This is a genomic window from Mucilaginibacter sp., from assembly GCF_965200995.1.
Lineage (GTDB): Bacteria > Bacteroidota > Bacteroidia > Sphingobacteriales > Sphingobacteriaceae > Mucilaginibacter.
Map to the genome: position 1 here is coordinate 2,941,516 of NZ_OZ241743.1, position 26,152 is coordinate 2,967,667.

Sequence of the window (26,152 nt, forward strand, 5' to 3'; positions counted from 1 at the left end):
TTACATTTTAAGTTTCAACTTTTCCAGAAATGCGCGCACTACCCGGTTAAACTCGGCAGGCTGCTCCATCATGGCTGCATGCCCGCATTGGTCTATCCAGTGCAGTTCTGAGTCGGGCAGTAGAACATTAAACTCTTCGGCCACATCGGGCGGGGTAATCTTATCGTTCTTGCCCCAAATCAGTGAGACCGGAATTTTTATCTTATGTACATCCTTAGCCATATTATGCCTGATGGCTGATTTGGCCATAGCCAGTATACGAATCACCTTTGTGCGGTCATTAATGGTCTGGTACACATCATCCACTAATTCCTTGGTAGCCGTTGCCGGATCGTAAAAAGTGTATTCTACTTTTTCCTTCACAAAATCGTAGTTCTCGCGGCGGGGAAATGAACCGCCAAAAGCATTCTCGTACAGGCCTGAACTGCCGGTAAGCACAAGCGCCTTCACCCGTTCCAGGTGTGCCAGGCAGTAAATTAAGGCTACGTGGCCGCCCAATGAGTTACCGAGCAGAACAAAGCTGTCGAGTTTTTTAAACTTCACAAACTTGTGTACAAACTTTGATAAGGTTTTTACCCCGGTGGTAAGCAGCGGCAATTCGTAAATAGGCAGTATAGGAATAATTACCCGGTACTCTGCTTTAAACTCATTAATCACATCCTCCCAATTGCTTAAAGCGCCCATCAGGCCATGCAACAACAGTAAAACGCTGCCTTCGCCTTCATCGATGTATTTAAACCCATGCTCCTCTTTAAGCAAATAACTCATATCCTGTATCTAAGGTCGTGTTTGATGTGTACTACAGCCGCAATATAGGTATACGGCATTAGTAGTAGGTATAAATTTAAATGTTTGTTAACGAGTTACAATGCATACCGGTTTTTCAGGCCAATAATTGTTTCACCACTTCTGATATGGTTTTGCCATCGGCCTTACCGGCCAGCTCTTTGTTGGCCGCCCCCATTACCTTGCCCATATCTTTTACTGATTTTGCCCCTACCCGGCCAATTAGTTCCTTCAGGTAGCTTTCCACCCCGGCGCGGTCCATTTGTTTAGGCAGGTACTCTTCAATTACCTGCTGCTCTTCTATTTCAATCTGGTACAGGTCCTGGCGGTTTTGCGTTTTATAAATATCAGCCGATTCCTTACGCTGTTTAACCAGCCGCTGCAATACTTTAATTTCGGCTTCCCCGCTTACTTCATCAGCAGCGCCCTTTTCGGTACGTGCCAGCAGCAGCGCCGATTTTATGGCCCGCAAACCGCGCAGGCGCGCCTCCTGCTTTGCCAGCATGGCTTTTTTAATATCCTGGTCTATGATTGTAATTAATGACATGTTGCTTTTAAATTCAGTTTATCCGGTTATTTACGGTGAATGGTAGTGGCGTTGGCCTGTGCGGTTGGCATCAGTATCAATTCGTTTATATTGATATGGGCAGGGCGGCTTACCATATAGTATACAGCATCGGCCACATCTGCTGCTGCCAATGGCTTAAAACCTTCGTATACCTTTTTTGCCCGCTCCTTGTCGCCTTTGAACCGCACTTCAGAAAATTCGGTATCTACCGCTCCGGGGAAAATGCCCGATACCCGTATACCATAAGGCAGCAAATCTATACGCATGCCCTGGTTAAGGGCATCTACCGCGGCTTTGCTGGCACAGTAAACGCTGCCGTTGGCATACACGTTTTTGGCCGCTATGGAACTCACATTTACAATATGGCCGCCTTTACTGTCAATCATCCAGTTGGCTACCAGCTTGCTTACATACAGCAGGCCCTTTACATTGGTGTCAATCATGGTATCCCAATCATCATAATCACCTTTATGGATCGGATCAAGCCCCTGACTCAGCCCGGCGTTGTTGATGAGCACATCAACACGTTTCCACTGCTCAGGCAAACTATTGAGTGCGTTTACCACCTGCGTGCGGTTGCGCACATCAAAGGGAGAAACGGCTATTTCAACGTTGTATTGGGTATTTAATGTCTGCGCAAGGCGGTCAAGCCGGTCATGCCGGCGGCCGGTTAAAATCAGGTGGTAACCTTCGCGGGCAAACAGGTGTGCGCAAGCTTCGCCAATGCCGGCGGTTGCGCCTGTAATAAGTGCAATTTTAGCCATAGGTAAGAGTAACTAATGGCAGCGAAATTATGTTTTTTTTATTAAGTAATGAGTGTGAAGCCAGCGCCGGTATCGAGATAAGTTGAGGGTAGGAACTTAATGTCACTGCACCCTGCTTCAAAACAAAAGAAGCTGAGTAATTACTCAGCTTCTTTTGTTTCTGTACCAACGGTTTCGGGCGTGCCGCTTTCAGGCTCAACCTCATTAAACGAAGTCAAATCTTTCAGGATGTGGTACCAGGATACAATTTTTTTCATATCCGAAGCATATACCTTATCCTCGTCATGTTCTGGCGCTACTTCGCGGAAGTAGGCGCGTAATGCCTTGCCGTCAGCCTTAGCATCGGGCACGTTACCAATTTCCTTCATGGCCTCGAATATGCCGGTCAGCTTCAGGTCTTCATCGTTACCAAAAACGGTAATTTCATCTAATGCGGCCAACTTTGACGTGGCCAGATTAGCTACCAGCTTGGTTTTTTGCGCATCCAGGCTCTCTAAGATAAACCCGGTCTTATTTTGCGACAATGCGCGCCACAATCCCGGCTTGCCCGAAACGGCTACTATTGCTTGTAAATTCATCTTTTTTGTTGTAGAGCGGGGAGGAAAGAGCGAAGAGCGGAATTGTTTAATTAAAAAAACATATCCGCTCTTTGCTCCTTACGCTCCGCTCATTAATTATTCCTCTATTACTTCTACGCCTAAAATCTTGTCGCCCTGGCGGATGTCGTCTACTACATCTACATTTTCCACAACTTTGCCAAAGCAGGTATGGTTACGGTCCAAGTGGGCAGTATTGGCACGGCTGTGGCAGATGAAGAACTGTGAACCGCCGGTATTGCGGCCGGCATGCGCCATAGAGAGTACGCCACGGTCGTGATACTGGTTTTCGCCGGTCAGTTCGCAATCAATTTTATAGCCGGGGCCGCCAGCGCCGGTACCGGTTGGGTCGCCGCCCTGTACCACAAAATTCGGGATTACGCGGTGGAACGCTACATTGTTATAAAAGCCGGATTTGGCCAGCTTTAAAAAGTTAGCTACGGTGTTAGGGGCATCTTTGTCGTAAAACTGAACGGTCATGTCGCCTTTATCAGTTTTTATGATGGCTTTGCTCATGGTAAATTTTAATTTTTAAGAATGCAAAGGTAACCATTTGCCCGCATACCTTAAACTTTTCGGGCCGATAATAGCTTAGCCAATTAATCGTTACCTTTGAAATACATACTCAATCTTCATACGTGCCGCCAAAACTGTCCGTTAAAATTGCTTTCGCCTGGATATTACTGCTGCTGCCAATCCTCAGCCGGGCGGCATCACTATTGATCCCGATGGACGAGGCGCAGAAAGACCACCTGAAGGCTTACGGCATTGCCTACTGGGCGCTGCAAAAAAATGCAGAGGTCAGCTGGCTGCTCAACTACCGGGGCGGCAGTTTCATGACCACCTATGACCAGCAAACCGAGAACGAATGCAAGATACGCGGTGTAAGCTACGAGGTGATTGCCGATGCCAGAGCTACCGCCATCATTGCCGAAATTACTGACCCTTCCGTAAATATGGATGTGGTAAAACTGCAGAAAGCGCCCAAAATGGCGGTGTATTCGCCCAAAAGCAAACTGCCCTGGGATGATGCCGTTACGCTGGTACTGAAGTACGCAGAAATACCCTACATGGTAATTTACGATGAGGAAGTGATTAAGGGCGAACTGCCTAAATACGATTGGCTGCACCTGCACCACGAGGATTTTACCGGGCAATACAGTAAATTTTACGGTACTTACCGCTATGCGCCCTGGTATGTTGAGGACGTAAGAAATCAGGAAGCAACAGCCCGTAAGTTAGGCTTTACCAAAGTATCAAAAATGAAACTGGCCGTGGCGCAGCACATCCGCGATTTTTGTGCCGGCGGCGGCTTTATGTTCGCCATGTGTTCGGGCACCGAAACCCTGGACATAGCACTGGCCGCCGGGAATACCGATATTTGTGAAAGTATATTTGACGGCGACGGCGCCGACCCTGATGCGCAGGCCAAACTGGATTTTAGCCAGACCTTCGCCTTTCAGAAATTTACACTCGACCGTAGCCCCTACTCGCACCAGTTCAGCAGTATTGATGTTACGCCTACCCGGCAGGTAGACCGCTCACAGGATTTTTTCAGCTTGTTTGATTTTTCGGCCAAGTGGGATGTGGTGCCCAGTATGCTTACCCAAAACCATGACAAAATTATTAAAGGCTTCATGGGCTTAACTACGGCCTTCAACAAAAACTACCTGAAGCCTGATGTAACGGTGATGGGCGAATTGAAAACCGCCAACGAAGCCCGCTACCTTCATGGCGAATATGGCAAGGGGCAGTGGACCTTTTACGGCGGCCATGACCCGGAGGATTACCAGCATGCCATAGGCGACCCGCCTACTGACCTGAAGCTGCACCCCAACTCGCCCGGCTACCGGCTGATTTTGAATAATGTGCTTTTCCCGGCCGCGCACAAGAAAAAACAGAAGACTTGATCAGAATTGGCTTTTTATTAAGTCATTTCGACCGCAGGGAGAAATCTTCTGCTGCAGACCGGCTGCTCAAAGAAGATTTCAGTATTCAGGTATAATTTAACCTAACCGTGTCATTGAGAGGAACGAAGCAATCCTGTCGCTATGCTTGTTCGCTTAATTTACGACGAGATTGCTTCGTCCCTCGCTATGACAACTGGTATTTATACACTATTCTATACATATATGTAAGGGTATCTTTATACATAAATGCCGAAATCTTCTGCCGTAAACGAGTCGCCCGAAGAAGATTTCTCCCTACGGTCGAAATGACGTGTTTATAAAGAAAATGTTGTAGAAAATAATAACTTATTTTCTACAACATTGCCGCCAGCTCATCCTCGCTAATTAACGGAATGTTCAGTTTATTAGCTTTTTCTAATTTCGATGGCCCCATATTATCGCCGGCCACCAGATAGTTGAGTTTGGCCGAAATACTACTCAACATTTTGCCGCCATTCTGCTCAATCAGTTCCTTTAGTTCCTCGCGGGAATGCTTTTCGAAGGTGCCGGAAATCAGAAAGGTTTTACCGCTTAGCTTGTCGCTGGCTAAGGTTACTTCTTTTTCTTCGGTTATCAACTGCAGGCCGGCGCTGCGCAGTTTCTCAATTTCCTGCCAGTGCACCTCACCGCTAAAATATGTAATCAGGCTTTCGGCAATGCGGCCGCCAATTTCATCCACGGCGGTCAGTTCTTCTAAAGTGGCGGCTTTCAGGCGGTCGATATTTTTAAAATAGGCTACCAGTTTGCGGGCAACGGTTTCGCCTGCATAGCGTATACCCAAACCAAACAGCACCTTTTCAAACGGCATCTGCTTTGATTTTTCAATACCGTCCAGCATATTGATGATGGATTTCTCACCAAACCTGTCCATCTGCATCAATGCTTCACGGTGCAGGTGCAAGTTATACATGTCGCTGATGTGTTTGAGGAAGCCCCGCTGGTACAGGGTTTCAATGGTTTCATCGCCCAAGCCATCAATGTTCATGGCTCTTCGGCTTACAAAGTGCTGCATCCGGCTTACAATCTGCGGCGGGCAGCCCTCATCATTGGGGCAGTAGAAGGCTGCTTCACCTTCTTTACGTTCCAGTGGAGTTTTACAGACAGGGCAGGTGGTACGGTAGGTTACCGGCGGTGCACCCGGCTTGCGCTTATCCGGATTTACGCTAATAATTTTAGGGATAATTTCACCGCCCTTTTCTACATAAACCGAATCGCCCTCGTGCAAATCCAGTCGTAATATTTCATTGGCATTATGCAGGGTGGCCCGCTTTACGGTAGTGCCGGCCAGCAGTACCGGCTTTAAATGGGCTACCGGGGTTACCGCGCCGGTGCGGCCTACGTTGTACTCCACATCTTCCAATACAGTTTCCACCCGGTCGGCTTTGTATTTGTAGGCAATGGCCCAACGGGGTACTTTGGCCGTGAAGCCCAATTCCTCTTGCTGGGCATAATTATTCACTTTCAGCACAATACCGTCGATATCAAAACTCAAGTCGAAACGTTTTTCGTCCCACTCGTTAATAAAGGCCGATACCTCATCCAGATTTTTGCAAAGCCGGGTATGTTCGCTTACATGGAAACCCCAGCTTTTAACCGCCTGCAGGCTTTCCCAATGCGTTTTGAATAGTGGTTTAGGTGTGTACAAAAAATATAGAAAGCAGTCCAGCGGGCGGCGGGCCACCTCGGCAGAATCCTGTAGCTTCATTGTCCCCGAGGCGAAGTTGCGCGGGTTGGCATAGGCCATCTCTCCACTCTCAATGCGCTCATTATTCAGCCGTTCGAAAGCTTTTCGGTGCATCAGTACTTCGCCTCTTATTTCGAACAGGTCGGGGTAATTGCCGCTCCCCAACTGCTTGGGCACGCTGTGAATGGTGCGCACATTGGTGGTTACATCGTCGCCCTCAGTGCCGTTACCGCGGGTTACGGCCCTGGCCAGTTTGCCGTTCTCGTAGGTCATGCTCATGGACAGGCCATCGAACTTCAGTTCACACACATACTCAAAGTTATCACCTATGGCCTTGCGTATACGCTGATCAAAATCATGCAATTCATCCGCATTGTACGTATTACCCAGCGACAGCATCGGCCAGCGATGTTTAACGGTCTGAAATTCCTTGGTAACCTCACCGCCCACACGCTGGGTAGGCGAGGAGGGATCGGCTAATTCCGGGTGTTCCTTTTCCAGCCGGGCCAGTTCCTGCAGTTTCCGGTCGAAATCATAATCACTGATGGTGGGCTGGGCCAGCACATAATAGTTATAATTGTGCTGTTTTAGTTCTGCCGTTAAATCGGCTATCTGGCGTTGAACATCCGGGAATAACATAGCCGCTAAGATAGCGGATAAGTGCGTGTTGGTAAAAGAATAAAATCTAAACAAGTCAAGCCTGCAAGCCCCACTCAAACCCTCCCCGGCAGGGAGGGCTTCTGAAAAAGTTAAAGCAAGTTAAAAGTCTCCCTTTCAGGGGGAGATTTAGAGGGGGCTGAAAGGGTTGGGAGGGGTCTTAAATTATTTACTATTTTTACCGCCTGCAACAAGAGTATTTATTTAATAAACATCCGGGCCTATGGCAAGTGTTGGCAAAAACACGCTTTCATTAGAAACTTTTTTTAATATTCTTTACCATAACGAAACGTTAACGCTTGATGCGGCTGCCGTAGAAAAAGTGGCTGCCAGTTATGATTTTCTTACCGGCTTTTCATCCAACAAACTGATATATGGCATCAATACCGGCTTCGGGCCGATGGCGCAATATAAGGTGAGTGACGAAAATTTGCTTCAACTACAGTACAACCTCATCCGCAGCCATTCATCCGGCAGCGGCAAGCTGATACCCGTCCACCTGGCTAAGGCGCTGATGGTGGCCCGGCTGAACAGCTTTTTACAGGGTTTTTCCGGTGTGCATACTGAGGTGATAGATTTGCTCACCACCCTCATCAACAAAAACATCACCCCCTGTATTTACGAGCATGGCGGCGTAGGTGCCAGCGGCGATTTAGTTCAACTGGCCCACCTCGGGTTAATGCTGATTGGCGAAGGAGATGTAGCGTTTGAAGGAGAGATTTACCCGGCTGCCGAACTGTTTAAACAGCAGGGCATACAGCCGCTCACCATACGCCTGCGCGAAGGGCTGGCTATCCTGAACGGCACATCGGCCATGACGGGTATCGGGCTGATCAATGTGATACAGGCGCAGAAGTTATTGGTATGGCAGGTGCTGCTTTCGGCACTAACCAATGAGGTGGTGGAGGCCTATAATGATCACTTTTCGCATGAGCTGAACCGGGTGAAGCTGCACCCCGGTCAGCAACGCATTGCCGCCATGATGCAGAAGTCGCTGCAGGACAGCGGCATGATCCGCGACCGCTCGGAGCACCTGTACAATCCGGATAAGCTGGACAAGGAAGTATTTGAAGATAAGGTGCAGGAATATTACTCACTGCGCTGCGTTACCCAGATACTGGGGCCGGTGTACGATACCATTGTGCAAACGCGCGAGGTGTTGGTGAATGAGCTGAACTCGGCCAATGATAACCCGGTGGTGGATGTGGAAAATCAGCATGTGTACCACGGCGGCAATTTTCATGGCGATTATGTTTCGCTGGAAATGGATAAGCTAAAGATTGCCATTACCCGGCTATCTCAACTTTCAGAACGGCAGTTGAATTATCTGCTGAACCAAAAACTGAACGGTAAATTTCCGCCCTTTTTGAACCTGGGTGTGCTGGGGCTTAATTTTGGGATGCAGGGTGTGCAGTTTACTGCGGTGTCTACCGTGGCCGAAAACCAAACCCTGTCGTTTCCGATGTATGTGCATACCATCCCGAACAATAACGATAACCAGGATATTGTAAGCATGGGCTGCAATGCGGCGCTGATGACCAGTAAGGTGATTCAAAACTCATTTGAGGTACTGACCATTCAGTTAATGACCTTATTGCAGGCCGTAGATTATTTAGGTTGCCGGGACAGACTATCATCCGCCTCAAAAACGTTATTTGACGAAGCGCGTATCATCTTCCCTAAATTTGTGGAAGACCAGCCCCGCTACCCGGATTTGAAAAAGGTACGTGAATATTTGGAAACAGCAGAGCCGACCTTAAAATTTTAGTCATACAGCCATGAAGTGTGCATTAGTAACCGGAGGTTCGCGCGGAATAGGCCGCGCCATTTGTGTGGAGCTGGCCCGGCAGGGCTACTATCTACTTATTAATTATAAAAGCAACCAAACGGAAGCCGAACAAACGCTGAATTTGGTACAAATGGAAGGTGAGAGCGGCGAACTGCTGCCCTTTGATGTAGCTGATAAAGAGGCAACACGACAGGTGTTAGGCACGTGGCTAACTAATAATACCGATAAAACCATCGAGGTGCTGGTCAACAACGCAGGCATCCGCAATGATGCCCTGTTTGGCTGGATGGAAGATGAGCAGTGGAGCAGCGTAGTGGATACCAACCTCAACGGCTTTTTTTATACCACCCGCCTGGTGCTGGGCCAAATGCAGGAGAAACGCTATGGCCGCATCATTAATGTGGTATCATTATCCGGGTTGAAAGGCTTGCCGGGGCAAACCAATTATTCGGCAGCTAAGGCCGGGGTAATTGGTGCCACCAAGGCGCTGGCGCAGGAAGTGGCCCGCAGCGGCATCACCGTAAATGCCATAGCGCCGGGTTTCATTAAAACCGATATGACCGAAGGTATGGACGAGAAAGAGTTGCGTAACCTGGTACCGGCCCGTCGGTTCGGCAAGCCGGAAGAAGTGGCTTACGCTGTCGCCTTTCTGGCATCAGATAAAGCAGCTTATATCACCGGTCAGGTCTTGTCTGTAAATGGTGGACTGTATTCCTGATAAATTATATGATGCTGCCCGATCAATCCATCACCCAACTGATACCGCAAAAGCCGCCTTTCGTCCTGGTGAGCGAACTGCTCTCGGTAGAAGGGGCAACTGCCCGCACACGTTTCTATATCGATGAAAACCATGTACTGGTGGAAAACGGTATACTCACCGAAGCCGGGCTGGTAGAAAACATGGCGCAGACAGCCGCAGTGAGGGCAGGGTATCAGGCAAAATTGGAAAACCGGGTGGTAGCCAACGGCTTTATCACCACCATAAAAAAACTGGAAATTACTCAATTGCCCGAAGCTGGCAGCGAACTGCTGACGGAGATTACCATTGAAGACGAGATTTTTAATACCACCATCATATCTGCTAAGGTATGGTGCAATGAAATATTGATTGCCGGTTGTGAAATGAATGTGGTAATTGCATCAGCAGGAGAGGAGAGCGAAGCATGAGTGAGGCACCAATTGTATCAAAGCCAGATGTTTTTATCATTGCAGATAATATTCTGTCACCGCTGGGTGCCACTACGGCTGTAAATTTTGAGCAGCTCAAGGCAGGTGCATCCGGCGTTAAGGTTCATCATCAGCCATCACTGTCTGCACAGCCGGTAGCGGCGTCATTGTTTGAAGCGAATACGCAATGGGCATTTGCGCTGCAAGGCACTTATACCAAATATGAGCAGTTGCTTATTGGTTCCGTTAACGAGGCATTGCAGCATTGTACTATTGATATTACCGGGCCGGAAACCATCCTGATTATCTGTTCCACTAAAGGTAATATCAGTTTACTGGAACAGGAGCCTCACCGCCCCAACCTGCAGCAGCGGGTAGCGCTGCATACTTCGGGCCGGTTGGTTCAGCAACACTTCGGGTTCGTTAACGAACCGCTGATCGTTTCCAACGCCTGTATTTCGGGAGTGCTGGGCATCCTAACCGGAATGCGCCTGCTGCAAAGCGGCAAGTACCGGCAGGCGGTGGTTACCGGGGCCGATGAAGTATCCCGGTTTGTGGTTACCGGTTTTCAATCCTTTCAGGCACTCAGCAGCGAGCAGTGCAAGCCGTTTGATAAAGCCCGCAACGGCCTCAACTTAGGCGAGGGTGCAGGTACAATAGTACTGAGCACCCAGCGGCAGCAGGAGGACGATGTACGTGTAACAGGCGGCACTACCAGTAACGATGCTAATCATATTTCGGGCCCGTCGCGCACGGGGCAGGAACTGGGCTTCGCCATCAGTGAGGCGGTTAGGGTGGCCGGTATCGGGCCCCAAGACATCAGCCTGATTTCGGCGCATGGTACGGCTACCCCTTACAATGATGAAATGGAAGCCAGCGCCATCGGCATAGCTGGCTTAAGCCAGGCGCCGCTTTTCAGCCTGAAACCGAATTACGGGCATACATTAGGTGCCGCCGGACTGATTGAAACGGTGGCAGCAATCCGGTGCCTGCAGGAAAACGTGATCCTGCCTTCATTAGGTTTTGAAGCGCAAGGCACTACCCAGCCGCTTAATGTAAACACCCGGTTAACTGCAGCGCCGCTGCGCCATGCGCTCAAAACTGCATCGGGTTTTGGTGGCTGCAATGCGGCGCTGGTGCTCAGCAAATAAAATGATACTTTTGAACGTTCACGTTTAAACCGTTTACGCCATTGGCCCAACCACATTTCATTACCGGCAGCTGCATCATCAGTAATTACACTGTTCATTTGAATGGGGTACAGATTTATCGTTCAGCCGAAACTGAGCTGTCCGCTTTTCTGCTGTCGGTTTACCAGCACTTTCAATTCAGTTATCCCAAGTTTTACAAAATGGATAACCTCAGTAAGCTGGGCTGGCTTACGGCCGAACTGCTGCTGCAAGGCAAACCGCTTTTAGAAAAATATACAGCCGAAAAAGTGGGGTTAGTATTGAGCAACGCCAGTTCCAGTTTGGATGCCGATTTGCGGTATTCGGATACGATGAACGAAGCCGCCAGTCCGGCCCTGTTTGTGTATACCCTGCCTAACATTGTGATTGGCGAGATTTGCATCCGCCATAAATTCAAGGGTGAGAACGCTTTTTTTATAACTGAACAGTTTAATGTTGGATTACTGGAAACCCAGGTAAACCTGCTGTTAGATGCCCATATTTTGCAGGCTTGTATCTGCGGGTGGGTAGAGGCGCTGGGGCAAAATTACCAGTCGGGCCTGTTTTTAGTTGAGCAAGCCGGAGATTATACCCCTGCGGTTTTTACGGCTAAGCAGTTAACTGCCTTAATGAATAACAGCCATGAATAAAGCGCCGGTATATATCGCCGGTGTGGGTGCGGTAACGGCCATTGGCAACAATGTGGCCGAATGTATGGCCGCCTTTGCCAAAGGCGAAGCCGGTATGGCAGATATCCGTTACCTTGAAACGGCCCATAAAAATGTAATACCGGTGGCCGAAGTGAAACTAAGCAACGAGGAACTGGCTGTGCAAACCGGCGCTCCGGCTAACCTTACACGTACCGCACTGCTCAGCCTGAAGGCGGCACAAGAAGCCCTGGCCGATGCGGGTATTGCAAACAGGGGCGAACTGCGTACCGGTTTTATATCGGCCAATACCGTGGGCGGGATGGATAAGACGGAGCAGTTTTATAACGCCTTTATGCCCGACCACCAGAAAGGCCGGCTGGCCAATGTGGTGAACCACGAATGCGGCGCGGTGAGTTATGCCGTGGCCAATGCCTTGGGCATTGAAGATTATATCACAACCATCAACACTGCCTGCTCTTCATCGGCCAATGCCATATTTCTGGCGGCGCGGATGATACGGCAGGGGATGCTGGATGTAGCCGTAGCCGGTGGCACCGACGCGCTGACACGCTTTACCCTCAATGGTTTTAATACCCTGATGATTTTAGACCGACAGTACTGCAAGCCTTTTGACGATCACCGCAACGGGCTGAACTTAGGCGAGGGGGCGGGCTATATGGTGCTGGTATCAGAACGCGTAGCCCAAACGTTAAGCAAGCCGGTGTACGCACAATTAAGCGGTTATGCTAATGCCAATGATGCCTATCATCAAACGGCTTCCTCGCCCGATGGCAACGGCTCTTATATGGCCATGACCGGGGCGCTCCAGCGTGCCGGGCTGCAGCCAGCCGATATCAGCTATATCAACCTGCATGGCACCGGTACCCAAAATAACGACCAGGCCGAGGGTACAGCCATACGCCGCGTGTTCGGCGATATGCTGCCAAAGCTCAGTTCCACCAAATCATTTACGGGGCATACGCTGGGGGCCTGCGGCGGGGTAGAGGCGGTATTTTCGGTGATGGCGATACGCAACAGCGTTATCTACCCTAACCTGCGTTTTAATGACCCGATTGAAGGCTTGGACATTGTGCCCGAAACTTCTTTTCAGCACCAGCCGGTAGCACACGTACTATCTAACTCCTTTGGCTTTGGCGGTAACTGTTCATCCTTAATCTTTTCTAAAATTTAGGCTGATGAAAATTTATATCCGTTCTGCCGCCTGCATTTCGCCACAGCCTACCTTTAATTTCACCGGCTTACTCACCCAACCCGTTGGCTATGCCACCAACCGCTTGAAAGTTATAACGCCGGATTACAAGTCCTATATTGATGCGAAGCTGATTCGCCGCATGAGCCGCGTTATTAAACTGGGCGTAGCGGCCGCACTGCAATGCCTGCGCGATGCCGGTATAGATATGCCCGATGCCATTATTACCGGCACCGCCTACGGCTGCCTCGAAGATACCGGCATCTTCCTGACCCGCATTGTGGAGCAGGAAGAACAAATGCTGTCGCCAACTTCGTTCATACAGTCTACTCATAATACCATCGGGGCGCAGATAGCGCTTAGTCTGCAGTGCCATAACTATAACAATACGTTTACCCAGCAGGGGCACTCGTTCGAGAGCGCTTTGCTGGATGCACTGCTGCTATTCAAAGAACAGGAAATTTGCAATGCCCTGGTAGGCAGCGCCGACGAACTGACCGACATCAGCTTTGATATTTTAAACCGTTTTGGTTTGTACCGCCGTTCGGCAGGGAATAGCCTGCAATTATTGCAAACCCGGCAGAAAGGCACCATAGCCGGTGAGGGTACCGCCTTCTTTACCCTAACTACAGCTACAGATACGAAAAACATGGCTGAATTACATGCCATGGAAACATTTTATAATATGGATAGCGGGAGTGAGGTTCAGGAAAAAATTAAAGCTTTTCTTGAACAGCAAAATTTACGGCCGGAAGCTATCGGCCTTATCATATCAGGCTACAACGGTGATACCGAAAATGATAAAATATATGAGCAATTGCAACAAGGAATTTTTTCGGGTGTGCCTGTTGCAGGATACAAGCACTTGTGCGGGGAGTACCCTACCTCTATTTCCTTTGCCTTATGGTTGGCAGCGGTTATGTTAAAGGAGGGTAATGTACCGCCTTCCCTGAACATAAATCCGGCTCCTGCATTGCCGGTAAAACAGGTGCTTATTTACAATCATTACCAGCACAGGTATCATACTTTAATGTTATTAAAGGCATGTTAAACGGCAGCTTTTATCATATTCCCAAACTGAAAAGCAGCGAAGGCAAGATACAGGCTGATGTTTCGTTTGATCCGCAGCATCCCATTTTTAAGGGACATTATCCCGGTCAGCCTATTGTGCCCGGCGCCTGCCTGCTGCAACTGGTGAGAGATGTACTGCAAACCGCCTTGCGGCAAGAATTACAGTTAATCAAAGCGGACTACTTGAAGTTTATGGTGCCGGTAATACCCAAAACCGGGCAAGTGCTGTCGATGCAAATCACTTACACTTCAACGCCTGAGCAATTACTCAAAGTAGCTGCCTCCTTAAGTGGCGAAAGTATATATTTCAAGTTTCAGGGATTGTACAGATAAGTTCCAGCGATAAAAACCCGTCATTTCGACCGTAGGGAGAAATGACGGGTGATTTGTTGCATGAAATTCTCAACAAAAAGCCCATGCAGTCTAAATGACGTATGTAATCACCTAAACTATATGGGCTTTGGCATAACCCAATACAAACTACAAATGGTAAGTAAGGGTCAGGTAATACAATCCGCCGATGGACGGTCCGCCTAAATAAGAATAGTAAAATTTATTCAAGATGTTGGTGGCCCCTAATTTAGCGTTCAGTTTGCTTTGCAGAAAGTCGTAATTAACCTGTGCATCTACGTTGCCATAAGCCTTTACATTACCGTTTACTAAAAACGATTGCCAGTAATAGCTGCTCTGGTGCTTGTAAGTAACATTAAAACTCAGGTTACTTACCACATGTTCGCCGCCGAATGATACGTTGGTGAGCCACTCCGGCGTATTGAATCCATCCTCAAAACCATCCGAATTTTCAGTACGGCTCAGCTTGGCATAAGATACATTACCACCGATGGTATATTTGTTTAAGAAGAAGTAACTGGCACCGAAACTACCGCCGTAATTGTAGATTACACTACGTGAGTTGGTGTACAGGCGGTAGCGGCTTTGCAGGTTTTTGTTGTTCAAATAATAGGGGATGGAATCCGGTTTGGCCGTGTTAGGTACATTCATCTCTACCTGCGCAATAAAGTTGTTATACTTGTTGTAGTAAAAATCCGCATCTATCCGCAGGTTGCGGTTCAGGAATAAGCCCTTGTAACCCATTTCAAAGGAATTGATATGTTCGGGGGTTACGTAGCTGTAATAGTTTTTAATCAACAGCCCTTTTTCCTTTTCAATGGCGGCGTTGGTAGTCATGCCTGCATTAAAGTCGTTTTTAACGGCTGCCTGGAAACGGTCAATCGAGCTTCGGAGATAAGCGTTTTCAAATATACCGTTCGACATTACTTTTAAACCGCCCACGCGTTTAACGCCGCCGCTGTTTACGTTGGAAAACGCCTCGAATATGCTCGGAAAGCGTGAGCCGCTTTGGTAGGAGAACCGGATGCTTTGCCCGGTGCCCGGCGTAATTACCGCAGTAAAGCGCGGGTTATACCTGATTTTAAAGTAATCATTTTTGTCTGCCCGTAGCGTGGCAGTAAGGCGTAGCAAACCGTTAAACAGGTTTTTACCTGCCTGCACAAAGCCGCCGGTTTTACCATAGGTAAAGGTATCAAAGGTTTTACCGGGTGCCGGGTTGATAAAGTAGTTACCATCGGGCTGAATGATATATGTCTGAAAGTCGGCACCGGCCAGCAATTCTAAACCTGTCTTTTGTTTAAAACCAGCGCCGAATGCTTTGGTAATGTCTACCTGCCCCTCCACATGAAACAGATCATCCTTTACACGCAGCGCCGAGCCGATATCCCAGTTATTTACATCGGCCAGTTCTTTTAATTTGCTGGCAAAAGCGGCAGTACCGGGCTGGTAGCGGCCAGCATCAGCCGTTTGGCGGGCCTGGTTAAGCGCCTGTATGGTGGTAGTACCCGGTACGGCAATGGAACTGTTGTAGGCCGAAGTATAATCGGCATACCATTTATCATCGGTCTTAAAATTACGGTCCTGGTTCTCGGCAGCCGAACGCAGGTTATAGGATTTGCCGGTATTTTCACTCGTTACAAAGGCGCGGGCCTGAAAGATGTCGTTCTTTACCTCTACCGCATGTTGCTGCAGGATATAATCTTTTAAAGCAAAGCGGTTGGCGCGTTGGTATACATTGTCCAGATCGGCAAAACGGTATGTGTAGCTGATAGTCGTCTTCGGGCTGAATTTGTAATATAAACCTACATCAGCCTTGATGTTTTGAATATTATAATCGGTTACATCTTTTTCATCATAACCGGTACGGGCTACCGAATACTGCTTGCCGCCGAGGGTAATGGTACGGCGGTCTGATGATTCATTGCCATAACCATTCACCGGGTCATAGCCGGGGTTATTGATACCGCCGGAAATGCCTACACCGGTATTGGCGCTGCCATTCAGGTCCGTATGGTTATTGGCAATCCAATCGTAACCTTTAGTGTAAGTGCCATTCAGTTTGAAGGCAAACCTGTCCGACAGCTTTTCAGCAATCAGGAAACTGCTTTCAGAAAATAATTTAGCCGGTGAGTTAGGATCGCTGATGTGGTTAACGCCTGTTTTTTGCTGTAAGGTAACCCCGGTGCTGGTGAACGGGTTTTTGGTGATAATGTTAGCCAGCCCGTTAATGGCGTTCAAGCCGTACAGGGCAGATGCCGTGCCGGGAATGATTTCTACCCGGTCAATATCCAGGTCGCTTGGGCCCATCGCATTGCCGATAGGGGCGCCAATATGCGGTGCCTGGTTATCAATGCCATCCACCAGCTGGGTAAAGCGCACATTGGTAGTGTTGGCAAACCCACGGGTGTTGATAATTTTAAAGCCCAGGCTGGGCGTAAGCAGCTGTACGCCCTTTACATTTTCGAGCGCATCAAAGAACGAAGGAGAGGCGGATTTGCGGAAATACAACCCGCTTACGTTTTCAATACTTACCGGCGATTTCAAGATGCTTTCGGCAGTACGGGAAGCCGATACCACTACCTCCTGCAAGTTTTGATTTTTGGAAGTATCGCGCCGGGCAGTATCTCTTTTAGCCTTTTGCTGGGAAAGTGCCGTTAACGGCAAGGCTGCACTTATCAGCAGTGTGCACATAATAATACAGGGTAAATGTTTTGCCATAGAAATAAAAGTGAATGGGTGTAATGGGCTGTTTCGTTATTCTTTTACAAACATAACGAAATATCTGTATTCGCCTTTATACTTAGTTGTGCAATACTGCGCAAGCCGCTGCTTTTGCGCAAAACTTTTAGTGGTAAAGTAAATTTCTTTTAGCAGGCGCAGTGTTGTTATGCATAACGGCTTTTTTATATATTTGAAACCTCCCCTAAAATTATTGGTTAATGCATCGTAGCGCGCAATTGGCGTTGTAATTTATTACAGCTATAATCTTTGCGTGTTATAATAATAGCAGTATACAACAATATATACAGGGCATTTACATTGAGCATCTCAAATACCGGAGAATTTTCATTCTCTAACAATTCTATAAGGCAGGATTTTGAATTGCTGACCAAAGCGCTGGATGCCAGCATCACCGGTATTATTATTACCGATAATCAGCTTCCGGATAATCCTATTATTTACTCCAACGCCGCTTTTGAAAGATTAACCGGCTACACCCGTAAAGAGATTATAGGGCATAACTGCCGTTTTCTGCAAAAAGACGACCGCAATCAACCTGAGCGGAAAATTATACGCGATGCGGTAGAGCAGGGCGAATCCTGCGTGGTGGAGATCAGAAATTATAAAAAGAATGGTACGTTGTTCTGGAACGAGCTGTATATGTCGCCTATTAAAGATGAAGCGGGAACAGTTACCCATTTTATAGGGGTACAGAATGACATCAGCCGCCGTAAGCAGGCAGAGCGCGAGTTGAAGCAGCAACAGGACCAGATGGAAAAGAAGATCGCCGAGCGTACCAAAAGCCTGCGTGAAAGTGAAGAGTACCTGAGCAGTATTGTTGAAACCGTACGTGAGAGCCTGATTGTGCTGGATGCCCAGAGTAACATATTAAGTGTAAATGAGCACTTTTTACGCATATTCAAAGTATCCCGTGAGGAAACTGAGGGTAAACTGCTTTTTGAATTGGGTAACGGCCAATGGAGCATAGGAAAATTACGCTCCATGCTGGAGCAGGTATTACCTACCAGCAACCCCGTGCTGGATTTTGAGGTGGAACATGATTTTCCGCACATCGGTAAAAAACTAATGCTGGTAAATGCTTACCGGGTAGAATTTGAAGGCAGCCATAAAGACCGCATTCTTATTGCTATTGAAGATATTACCGAGCGCAGAGATATTGAGAAGCGCAAGGATGATTTTCTTTCCATTGCCAGCCACGAATTAAAAACCCCGCTTACCACGGTTAAGGGTTTTGTGCAGATGATGTCTAAATTTATGCCTGCAGATGCCAGTGATAAGTTTAAAAGCATTGTAGACAAAACTACGATACACATAAACCGGCTGAATGATTTAATCAGTGAGTTACTGGATGTATCTCGCCTGCAATCCGGTTTAATAAGCTTGCATAAAGAGGCTTTTGATTTTGATAAGATGATAAAGGATACTGTTGAAGGTATTCAGGCAGCTACACCATCACATCATATAACGGTTAAGAGCAGGGCAATTACAACTTATAACGGCGATGAGTCGCATATCATACAGGTAGTTAGCAACCTGCTGTCAAACGCTATAAAATATGCGCCCGACTCGAAAGAAATTTTGGTATATACTTCGCTGGTAAGTAATTATATCAAGGTTTCGGTAACCGATTATGGCATGGGCATTAACACAGATGACCAGAAACGTATATTTGACCGCTTTTACCGCGTAGGCAATGTGCAGCAGCGGTTCCCCGGTATGGGTATCGGTTTATATGTTTGTGACCAGATTATAAAAAATCACGGCGGTTCGCTTTGGGTAGACAGCGAGATAGCAAAAGGATCAACATTTAGTTTTACATTACCTTTAGAAGAAGGGAAAGCAGAATGAGCGCTAAAAAGATATTGATTTGCGATGATGATGAGGGCATATTAGATATGCTGACCCTGGTGCTTGAAGACAGCGGCTTTGAAGTGATAGCCGAATCAAATAGTTTGAATGTATATCAGCAAATTGAAACGCACCAGCCCGATCTGCTGCTGATAGATCTGTGGATGCCGGTATTATCCGGCGATCAGGTGGTAAAGCAATTGAAGCAAAACCCGGATACTCAGTTTTTGCCTGTGCTTGTTATATCGGCCAGTACCGATGGCCGTAAAATTGCGGAAGAAGCACGGGCTGATGGCTTTATTGCCAAGCCTTTCGATTTAGATAAACTGATTAACCAGGTACAAAGTACCACAGAGAATGATAATTTCTTTATCGGGAAAAATTAATACGCAATTCAATTTACCTTAAACCATACAGCCGTTACCATCCGGGTACCGGCTGTATGGCTCTTTAGTGTATGATGTGTTTTATCCGCCTTGTTTATTCAGCATCAGTTCGCGTATATAAGGCACCGGTGCGCTGCCATAGCTTAAAAACTTTTCGTTAAAGTCTTTTATTTTATATTTGTCGGCTTGCTTTTTCTTGTAAGCCTCTCGCAAATCAATAATCTCTTTATAGCCGGTGTAGTAACTGCTAAGCTGCACACTGCTTAGGGTAACCCTTTTCCATTTGCCTTCGGCCTCGGCCTGTTCCTGAAATGCCTCGCGGGTGAGCAGCGCCAAGGCATCGCCTCTACTCATATTTTGCGTATGTACGCTGTAATCCAATATCATGTTGGCTACCGAGCGTAAATTCCATTTATACCACATCAGCCACAGTTCAGGTTCGTTATTGCCATAACCGCTTTCCAGCATCATCTGCTCCGTATATACCGCCCAGCCTTCAATCATGGCCCCGTTGCCCAATACCGATTTAATAAGGCTGGGCGACTGGTTGGCATACACTAACTGTGTGTAATGGCCTGGTATGGCCTCGTGTATACATAAAATTTGCAGCGTGTAGTTATTATATTCGCGTAAAAAGCTTTCGGCTTTAGCGGCGCTGTATCCGCTGATGTTGCCCACATTAAAGTAAGTGTTGCCGCCCTTATCATAAGGGCCGGGCGCACCTACAGAGGCAACCGCTACACCAGCCATGTAGGCCGGCTCGCGCCGGATGATGAGCGGCTTGGAAGGATCGAGTGTTAACAGATTTTTTGCCTTTACAAAAGCGGTAAGCTTGGGTATCTGCTGCTCAATAGCCGATTGAAATTCGCTTTGTTTTGCATGTTTGCCCGCAATGGTATCAATCAGTTTAGTTATCATGGTCAAACTATCCTGCGGCATAGCGGTCTTGCCAAAATATTGGGGCCATAGCTTGCGGCTTATTTTCACCATCTCGCGGTGCAGGTACTTTTTGCGCTCCACAGCTGCATTATATACCTGCTGCGGCGTGCTGGCCGACTGTATATCAAACTTGAATTTTTCTGTATATAATTCCCTGCCTAACCTGAAACTTCGGCTTTTATCGCTCTTCAGCGTTTGCAGCCAGCCGGTATAGCCTTTTACAGCTTGTACTGCCAACCTGGCCCGTTCCAGCATTTTGGTTTGCTCGGGTGCTGGGATCTTCGATTTTTTTAGCGAGTCGGCAAAGTCCTTGTCCAGCACATCCAGGCTGCCGTTCAGCTGGTCAGTAGCCAACTGTGTATATTCGCTTACCGGGGTCTTCAACTGTTTTTGTGCCTCCTTGTAGTAAGCCGGCACAAAGGCCATCCGCTGGTACATGGCCGTTAAACGTTTACTGAGCGGTGCATACTTCTCGTTCAGCATATAAGCGAAGGTGCTGATGATATTGAAGCTGGCCGGATTCCATTCCCGCTCTTTGAGGCTTTGTGCGCTCCACAACATGCGGTCGGTTTCGTTTTGTATCAGCTTAAAATCTGTTTTGTTGGCATCGGAGAGTTTGCCGGCCTCATAATGGCTCAGTGAATCGGCATTTGCCTTGGCGAAGTTGACATACTTTTTATAGTAAGCGCCGTCAGGTACTGCCAGCAGGCTGTCATACTGATGATAGCCGGTTTCGGTAGCCCGCATAGGTTCCAGCTTCCATAAAGCTTCCAAAAAATGATTTTCATACCGGGCAAAGGCGGTATCGTCATAAGTAAGCTGGGCCTGGCCGCCCATGCTGTCTTTTTTGCAGGCCGAAAGCAGGCATACTACCGCTGCCAGGGGTATTAGTTTTTTTAACACGTTATCAGGATAATTAAGATGCATAAACATAAAACTTTTGCACCATATCTGAATTAATTAACCATTACCTTTTACGTTTTTACCTATGGATAATACCGCATTGTTGACTGAAGAACTGCTTAAGCTGATTAACGGCGGAGGCGCCCACGCCACGCTGGAAGATGCACTGGCTGATATACCTCCAACAGCTATTGGAGAACGACCTTATGGTTTACCTTATAGTATATGGCAACTGGCCGAACACATCCGCATTGCGCAATGGGATATGCTTGAATTTAGTAAGGATGGCAGCCATCAATCGCCCAAATGGCCCGATGATTACTGGCCGAAGGAAGCCGCCCCTGCTGACCCGGAAGCCTGGAACCAAACGTTAGTGCAGATTGGGAAAGATAAAGAAGAATTTATCAGCCTGATACAACAAGGCGATCTGTTTACGAAGATACCGCATGGGCAAGGGCAAACCTTGTTGCGTGAGGCCTTGCAGCTAGCCGACCACAATGCCTACCACACCGCCGAAATTATTGTGTTGCGGCGGTTGTTGGGCTGCTGGAAATCATGAACCTGCCAAAAGCGCAACGCCCTTCATAGTTGCATTATGAAGGGTGTTCCGCTTGTAATTCTTCGGGTTATTTCAACTTATTTACAAAGGATACTACCGTACTTACCAGCGTTGGGTCTACCGGCAGGTCGGGGTTTCCGTATGTAGCCAGATTCTGGTCGCGCGTAAGCGGTGCCTGTTTCAGGATATGGTTCATGCCGGTAATCAGCACCAGTTGTGCATCTGATTTTGCTTTCTTCAGCTTTTCGGCATTATCTACGCTTACCTGCAAATCATTAGTGCCTTGAATTATCAATATCGGGATGCGCAGTTTTTTAATGTCTTTCGCCGGATCATGCCGGAACCATGAGCCTAAATAGGGTTGAATACTTGGGCGGATTATACTGTACAATGCCGGGTCTACCTTTTCATTCAGTTTGCCTTTGCGCATGGTATCCAACACGGCTTTAAAGTTATTACGAATAAACTCAGGCTGCGATTTCATCTGGTCCGTCATGATCTTATCTGCCATTATCCCGGCACCGGCTACCGAAATAAAGCCGTCAGCCGGTTCGCCGTCTGCTGCCAGCATACCCACCAATGAGCCTTCGCTGTGCCCGAAGATAACAACTTTCGAAAAGCGGGGATCATCATGCAACTGGGTAATCAGGCCCACGGCATCATCTACAAAATTATCGAAGCGCAGATTTTTTTCGCTTGCCAGGCTACTGTACTGGCCGCCAATAGTCCGCTTGTCATACCGCAGGGTAGCAATGCCATTCTTGGCCAAATCGTAAGCCAGTAACTGGTAGGTATTAGCCGACAAACCTGCACTGCTGTTGCCATTACGGTCGGTAGGGCCGGAGCCTGCAATAATCAATACTACCGGTATTTTTCCCGTTGCATTTTTGGGTAACCCCAATGTTCCGGATATGGTACTGGTCAGGCTTTTGTAGGTAAATGGCGATTCGGTAATGTAAGGATTTCCTTCGGGCGCGGCGGTAACCTTGGGCTGGTAGTTGGAAAAGAACAAGCCCGCTAACTGGCTGCGGTTATTCAGGCTGATGCGCATGGTAGCGGCTGCCTTTTTAAAATCGCCTTTATAAGTAGCCACGTTACTGTCAATGCTCACAAAGGTAGCCTGCTGAAACTCGCCCAGGCTGGTTTGCAGCTGGCTGATGCTGGCCTTATTTTGCGCCGGCGTTATTTTAGTGGTTACGTTGGCCGCAAACATCCTGAATATGCTATCGGGCTGGTTCTGGTTATAAAAGTGGATCAGCCGGTTGATTTGCGTGCGGTAAGTTACAGGTTCGGTTTGGCAATACGCAGTTAAAGCCGATAAGGCAAAACTAAAGAACAGTAACGCTTTTTTCATACATTCAATTTCTTATGCAAACTTATAAATAATATCAGCTTAACAGCAGGTGCATTGCTTGGTATGCTGCTGCCTGTATAAATATCATTGGTATTAATCAGCCGCCATGGCCGCTTAATGCGCTTAAAATAATAATAAGCAACACCAATACCGAAATGCCAGTATACAGGTAATCCTTTTCTAACATAAAACCAATACCCGAAACTATTACGCGCAGTACCGGTGTTATTATTAATAATAAGATACCGGCTTGTATAATGGCACGTCCCCGTAAACCCAATATACCATTCCATATTCCCCGAGGCGAATGTACAAACTCGGGTACACCATTAAATTTTGCATAGCTTATCCGCTCAGCACCATGCCTGTAAAGGTATAGGGCGCCACCTGCCAGTACAACCAGCATCGATACCATTACGCCGGCTCTCAGTATCCAGCCTATGAAGCTTTGAATGTCGGTATCTTTAAATTTTACAGGAGCCATTTTCATAGTTAAATTTTACCGGTAATACCATTATACATCATTTGCACAGCCAGAAAGGTAACTACTATGGCAAACATCCAGCGCAGCCATTGGGAAGATTGGGTATGTACCAGTATTTTTGAGCCGGTTAAAGCGCCTAATAATACCCCGATTACCACCGGCATGGAAAGGCCGGGATCAATATAGCCGCGCTGCAGGTATACTACGGCGCTTGCTGCAGCCGTAACCCCGATCATGAAGTTACTGGTGGTGGTGGATACCTTGAAGGGTATACGCATAATGGTATCCATAGCGATCACCTTCAGCGCTCCTGAACCTATACCCAGCAGCCCGGAGATGATACCGGCAAAGAGCATCATGGCAAAACCGCCGCCTACCCGCTGAACGCCATAGGTTGTGGTTTCATTACCGTTGGGATAACTGCCGCTTAACTTGAGTAAAGCCGCTGCTTTGGAAGGTTGCCCGTTAATTACCTCTGCCTTCTTTTTTAATGACATAACAGCCGAAAAAATGAGGATTGCACCAAACAGCACCGCAATAAAGCCCGTATGTACATATAAGGCCAGCATGGCGCCCACAAATGCACCCATTGTAGTGGCAATTTCCAGGAACATACCGATGCGGATATTGGTAATACCCTCTCTTACATAGGCAGCAGCCGAACCCGATGAAGTAGCGATTACCGAGATAAGGGACGCGCCTATGGCATAATGTATGTTTACATGCAATACAATGGTAAGCAGCGGAATGATGACCACACCGCCGCCAAGGCCGGTTAATGAACCTAACAGTCCTGCAGCGTAAGCCCCTGCCATAATGATGAGCGTTAATACAATTACCGACATGGCCTTATCTGTTTATAGCCTGCTAAATTAAATATTCCTTTGCCTATTTGCTGTTGTTGGTTATAATTACTGCCCTTTTATCGTGTTAATTTAAATTCATTGGCAACAATAATAAATTGTGTACGTTGTACACTTGATTTAAAATATTGCATAACATTGCGCTGAGTAAAAAGTATCCTGCGGCAGCTCAGAAACATCTCGCATAGTTATCAGCGGCAGACGTACACTCAACTGAATTTGTGATCCGGCATCAGATATTATATGAAGCACATTGTAACTATTACCCTAAGCCCCACCATTGATAAAAGCACCAGTGTTGAAAAGTTAATGCCCGACCACAAACTGGCCTGCGAGCCTGCCGTATTTGAGCCCGGCGGCGGCGGTATTAATGTATCACGTGCGCTCAAAAGGTTAAACGTAAATTCGGTAGCTATTTTCCCTTCCGGCGGCATAACAGGCCAGTTACTGGAAAAATTACTGAAAGAGGAACGCATCAACTACCAGCCTGTACTTACCGAGAATATGACACGGCAAAACTTTATTGTGGTAGACCGCTCTGTAGGTGAGCAATACCGCTTTGGCATGCCGGCGGTAGCCTTGCACCAGAAAGAGGAACGTGAGATTGTGAATGCTATCAAACAGTTATCGCCCAAACCCAAGTTTATTGTAATTAGCGGCAGTATGCCGCCGGGTATGCACAATGATTTTATTGCAAAAATAGCCCGCATAGCCCGGCAGGACGATGCCAGGCTGATTGTTGATACCTCGGGCGAAGCGCTTAAATCTGCTGTGGAGGAAGGGGTATATCTGCTTAAACCCAACCAGAATGAACTGGGTAAACTTACCGGAATCAAAACCGAAGATGAGCAATCGGTAACTGAGGCTGCACGGCAGATTATAGATAGAGGTAAATGCGAAATTATTGTAGTATCGATGGGAGAACTGGGCGCTGTAATTGTAACCAAAGATTATAGTGAACTAATACCTGCCCCCCAGGTGCCTAAACGAAGCACCGTGGGCGCCGGCGACAGCATGGTTGCCGGTTTGGTATATGGCTGTGAGAAAGGAATGAATATTAAACAAATGGCGCGTATGGGTATTGCCTGCGGCAGCGCTACTACCATGAACCCCGGAACCGAGCTATTTAACCGGGATGAAGCAATGAAGCTGTACGAACAGCTGTTAAAAGTATAATCAGTACCTCTGTACCAATAAAAATGCCTGCTTTAAAAAAGAGCAGGCATTTTTATTGGCAGGTACATTATGCCGCATTACGGTGTAAGAGATTAGCAACCTTGGTCAGCAGATCAGTCATATCAAAAGGCTTGGGCACAAAGTCATCCGCACCAGATTCGCGGGCGGAGGCATCAATATTGTAATTTGCAGAAATCATTAATACCGGAATATTCCTGGTTTCATCTGCACTTTTTAAGGCGCGGCAAAGCAACCTCCCGTCATGATGCCCCAGATTAATATCCAGCAGTATCAAATCGGGCATATTACCAATCAGGTTGAGTAAGATATCGCCGGTATAGGTATGGCTTACTTCATAGCCTTCCAGTTCCAGCATCAACCTTAATACATCCACAATGCCCGGGTCATCATCAGCTATGAGTATTTTATTTATCGTCATTAAGAGATTTAATATTTTGATGCGCTAAATCAGCAGTTACAACATTTT

General features: G+C 47.5%; 25 protein-coding genes. 13 read left to right on the forward strand and 12 right to left on the reverse strand.

Annotated features, from left to right (window positions below; translation table 11 throughout):
* The 5 genes from ACY652_RS13595 to ACY652_RS13615 form a co-directional block, all read right to left on the reverse strand.
* Positions 1 to 768 (reverse strand): alpha/beta fold hydrolase, encoded by a 768-nt coding sequence (locus tag ACY652_RS13595; RefSeq protein WP_462264925.1) that lies wholly within the window; start codon positions 766 to 768, stop codon positions 1 to 3.
* A 115-nt stretch (positions 769 to 883) separates the two neighbouring features.
* On the reverse strand, positions 884 to 1,333 hold the full coding sequence (locus ACY652_RS13600; RefSeq protein ID WP_462264926.1) for a GatB/YqeY domain-containing protein: 450 nt from the start codon (positions 1,331 to 1,333) through the stop codon (positions 884 to 886).
* A 26-nt stretch (positions 1,334 to 1,359) separates the two neighbouring features.
* Positions 1,360 to 2,118 carry an SDR family NAD(P)-dependent oxidoreductase gene (locus ACY652_RS13605; RefSeq protein ID WP_462264927.1) on the reverse strand — a complete coding sequence of 253 codons (759 nt, stop codon included), beginning with the start codon at positions 2,116 to 2,118 and terminating at the stop codon, positions 1,360 to 1,362.
* 140 nt (positions 2,119 to 2,258) lie between these two features.
* The gene (locus ACY652_RS13610) at positions 2,259 to 2,696 is read right to left on the reverse strand and encodes a DUF5606 family protein (protein WP_462264928.1); all 438 of its coding nucleotides are present in this window, start codon (positions 2,694 to 2,696) and stop codon (positions 2,259 to 2,261) included.
* Positions 2,697 to 2,792: 96 nt separating this feature from the next.
* The gene (locus ACY652_RS13615) at positions 2,793 to 3,230 is read right to left on the reverse strand and encodes a peptidylprolyl isomerase (RefSeq protein WP_462264929.1); all 438 of its coding nucleotides are present in this window, start codon (positions 3,228 to 3,230) and stop codon (positions 2,793 to 2,795) included.
* Positions 3,231 to 3,442: 212 nt separating this feature from the next.
* Here ACY652_RS13615 and ACY652_RS13620 point away from each other — a divergent pair, with 212 nt between their 5' ends.
* Entirely contained in the window at positions 3,443 to 4,624 is a 1,182-nt protein-coding gene (locus ACY652_RS13620; protein ID WP_462268263.1) for an asparagine synthetase B, read from the forward strand.
* A gap of 352 nt (positions 4,625 to 4,976) precedes the next feature.
* Here ACY652_RS13620 and ligA read toward each other — a convergent pair whose 3' ends face one another.
* The gene (gene ligA / locus ACY652_RS13625; RefSeq protein WP_462264930.1) at positions 4,977 to 6,986 is read right to left on the reverse strand and encodes an NAD-dependent DNA ligase LigA; all 2,010 of its coding nucleotides are present in this window, start codon (positions 6,984 to 6,986) and stop codon (positions 4,977 to 4,979) included.
* A gap of 241 nt (positions 6,987 to 7,227) precedes the next feature.
* Here ligA and flxA point away from each other — a divergent pair, with 241 nt between their 5' ends.
* The 8 genes from flxA to ACY652_RS13665 are packed head-to-tail and all read left to right on the forward strand — an operon-like array spanning position 7,228 to position 14,393.
* Positions 7,228 to 8,772 (forward strand): flexirubin biosynthesis tyrosine ammonia-lyase FlxA, encoded by a 1,545-nt coding sequence (gene flxA, locus ACY652_RS13630; RefSeq protein ID WP_462264931.1) that lies wholly within the window; start codon positions 7,228 to 7,230, stop codon positions 8,770 to 8,772.
* Between the two features lie 10 nt (positions 8,773 to 8,782).
* Positions 8,783 to 9,511, forward strand: a complete 729-nt coding sequence (gene flxB / locus ACY652_RS13635; protein ID WP_462264932.1) for a flexirubin biosynthesis SDR family reductase FlxB — start codon at positions 8,783 to 8,785, stop codon at positions 9,509 to 9,511.
* Between the two features lie 8 nt (positions 9,512 to 9,519).
* Complete coding sequence (locus ACY652_RS13640) at positions 9,520 to 9,960, forward strand: 3-hydroxyacyl-ACP dehydratase (RefSeq protein WP_462264933.1); 441 nt, start codon at positions 9,520 to 9,522, stop codon at positions 9,958 to 9,960.
* A complete protein-coding gene (locus ACY652_RS13645; RefSeq protein ID WP_462264934.1) occupies positions 9,957 to 11,111 on the forward strand; it encodes a beta-ketoacyl-[acyl-carrier-protein] synthase family protein in 1,155 nt (384 codons plus the stop codon). Before ACY652_RS13640 ends, ACY652_RS13645 begins: the two co-directional genes overlap by 4 nt.
* A gap of 41 nt (positions 11,112 to 11,152) precedes the next feature.
* Positions 11,153 to 11,779 (forward strand): hypothetical protein, encoded by a 627-nt coding sequence (locus ACY652_RS13650; protein ID WP_462264935.1) that lies wholly within the window; start codon positions 11,153 to 11,155, stop codon positions 11,777 to 11,779.
* On the forward strand, positions 11,772 to 12,971 hold the full coding sequence (locus ACY652_RS13655; protein WP_462264936.1) for a beta-ketoacyl-[acyl-carrier-protein] synthase family protein: 1,200 nt from the start codon (positions 11,772 to 11,774) through the stop codon (positions 12,969 to 12,971). Before ACY652_RS13650 ends, ACY652_RS13655 begins: the two co-directional genes overlap by 8 nt.
* Before the next feature lie 4 nt (positions 12,972 to 12,975).
* A complete protein-coding gene (locus ACY652_RS13660; RefSeq protein ID WP_462264937.1) occupies positions 12,976 to 14,040 on the forward strand; it encodes a beta-ketoacyl synthase chain length factor in 1,065 nt (354 codons plus the stop codon).
* Positions 14,034 to 14,393, forward strand: a complete 360-nt coding sequence (locus ACY652_RS13665) for an ApeI family dehydratase (protein ID WP_462264938.1) — start codon at positions 14,034 to 14,036, stop codon at positions 14,391 to 14,393. Before ACY652_RS13660 ends, ACY652_RS13665 begins: the two co-directional genes overlap by 7 nt.
* A 147-nt stretch (positions 14,394 to 14,540) precedes the next feature.
* Here the strand turns inward: ACY652_RS13665 and ACY652_RS13670 are convergent, their stop codons facing one another.
* Positions 14,541 to 17,102, reverse strand: coding sequence for a TonB-dependent receptor (locus ACY652_RS13670; RefSeq protein ID WP_462264939.1), 2,562 nt, complete (start codon positions 17,100 to 17,102; stop codon positions 14,541 to 14,543).
* A gap of 348 nt (positions 17,103 to 17,450) precedes the next feature.
* On the opposite strand from ACY652_RS13670, the gene ACY652_RS13675 reads away from it, so the two are divergent.
* Both ACY652_RS13675 and ACY652_RS13680 read left to right on the forward strand, forming a co-directional pair.
* The gene (locus ACY652_RS13675; protein ID WP_462264940.1) at positions 17,451 to 19,001 is read left to right on the forward strand and encodes a PAS domain-containing sensor histidine kinase; all 1,551 of its coding nucleotides are present in this window, start codon (positions 17,451 to 17,453) and stop codon (positions 18,999 to 19,001) included.
* Entirely contained in the window at positions 18,998 to 19,387 is a 390-nt protein-coding gene (locus ACY652_RS13680) for a response regulator (RefSeq protein ID WP_462264941.1), read from the forward strand. The genes ACY652_RS13675 and ACY652_RS13680 overlap by 4 nt, the downstream gene beginning before the upstream one ends.
* A gap of 81 nt (positions 19,388 to 19,468) precedes the next feature.
* On the opposite strand, the gene ACY652_RS13685 is transcribed toward ACY652_RS13680, so the two are convergent.
* Positions 19,469 to 21,229, reverse strand: coding sequence for a DUF885 domain-containing protein (locus ACY652_RS13685; RefSeq protein WP_462264942.1), 1,761 nt, complete (start codon positions 21,227 to 21,229; stop codon positions 19,469 to 19,471).
* A gap of 85 nt (positions 21,230 to 21,314) precedes the next feature.
* Here ACY652_RS13685 and ACY652_RS13690 point away from each other — a divergent pair, with 85 nt between their 5' ends.
* Positions 21,315 to 21,788: a DinB family protein gene (locus tag ACY652_RS13690; protein WP_462264943.1), complete on the forward strand. Its 474-nt coding sequence runs from the start codon at positions 21,315 to 21,317 to the stop codon at positions 21,786 to 21,788.
* Positions 21,789 to 21,855: 67 nt separating this feature from the next.
* On the opposite strand, the gene ACY652_RS13695 is transcribed toward ACY652_RS13690, so the two are convergent.
* From ACY652_RS13695 to ACY652_RS13705, 3 genes are all read right to left on the reverse strand, one after another.
* Positions 21,856 to 23,142, reverse strand: a complete 1,287-nt coding sequence (locus ACY652_RS13695; RefSeq protein WP_462264944.1) for an alpha/beta fold hydrolase — start codon at positions 23,140 to 23,142, stop codon at positions 21,856 to 21,858.
* Between the two features lie 97 nt (positions 23,143 to 23,239).
* Positions 23,240 to 23,626, reverse strand: coding sequence for a DUF1634 domain-containing protein (locus tag ACY652_RS13700; protein WP_462264945.1), 387 nt, complete (start codon positions 23,624 to 23,626; stop codon positions 23,240 to 23,242).
* An 8-nt stretch (positions 23,627 to 23,634) separates the two neighbouring features.
* Positions 23,635 to 24,471, reverse strand: coding sequence for a sulfite exporter TauE/SafE family protein (locus tag ACY652_RS13705; protein WP_462264946.1), 837 nt, complete (start codon positions 24,469 to 24,471; stop codon positions 23,635 to 23,637).
* A gap of 261 nt (positions 24,472 to 24,732) precedes the next feature.
* On the opposite strand from ACY652_RS13705, the gene ACY652_RS13710 reads away from it, so the two are divergent.
* Positions 24,733 to 25,665: a 1-phosphofructokinase family hexose kinase gene (locus ACY652_RS13710; RefSeq protein WP_462264947.1), complete on the forward strand. Its 933-nt coding sequence runs from the start codon at positions 24,733 to 24,735 to the stop codon at positions 25,663 to 25,665.
* Positions 25,666 to 25,732: 67 nt separating this feature from the next.
* Here ACY652_RS13710 and ACY652_RS13715 read toward each other — a convergent pair whose 3' ends face one another.
* The gene (locus tag ACY652_RS13715) at positions 25,733 to 26,104 is read right to left on the reverse strand and encodes a response regulator transcription factor (protein ID WP_462264948.1); all 372 of its coding nucleotides are present in this window, start codon (positions 26,102 to 26,104) and stop codon (positions 25,733 to 25,735) included.
* Between the last annotated feature and the right edge of the window lie 48 nt (positions 26,105 to 26,152).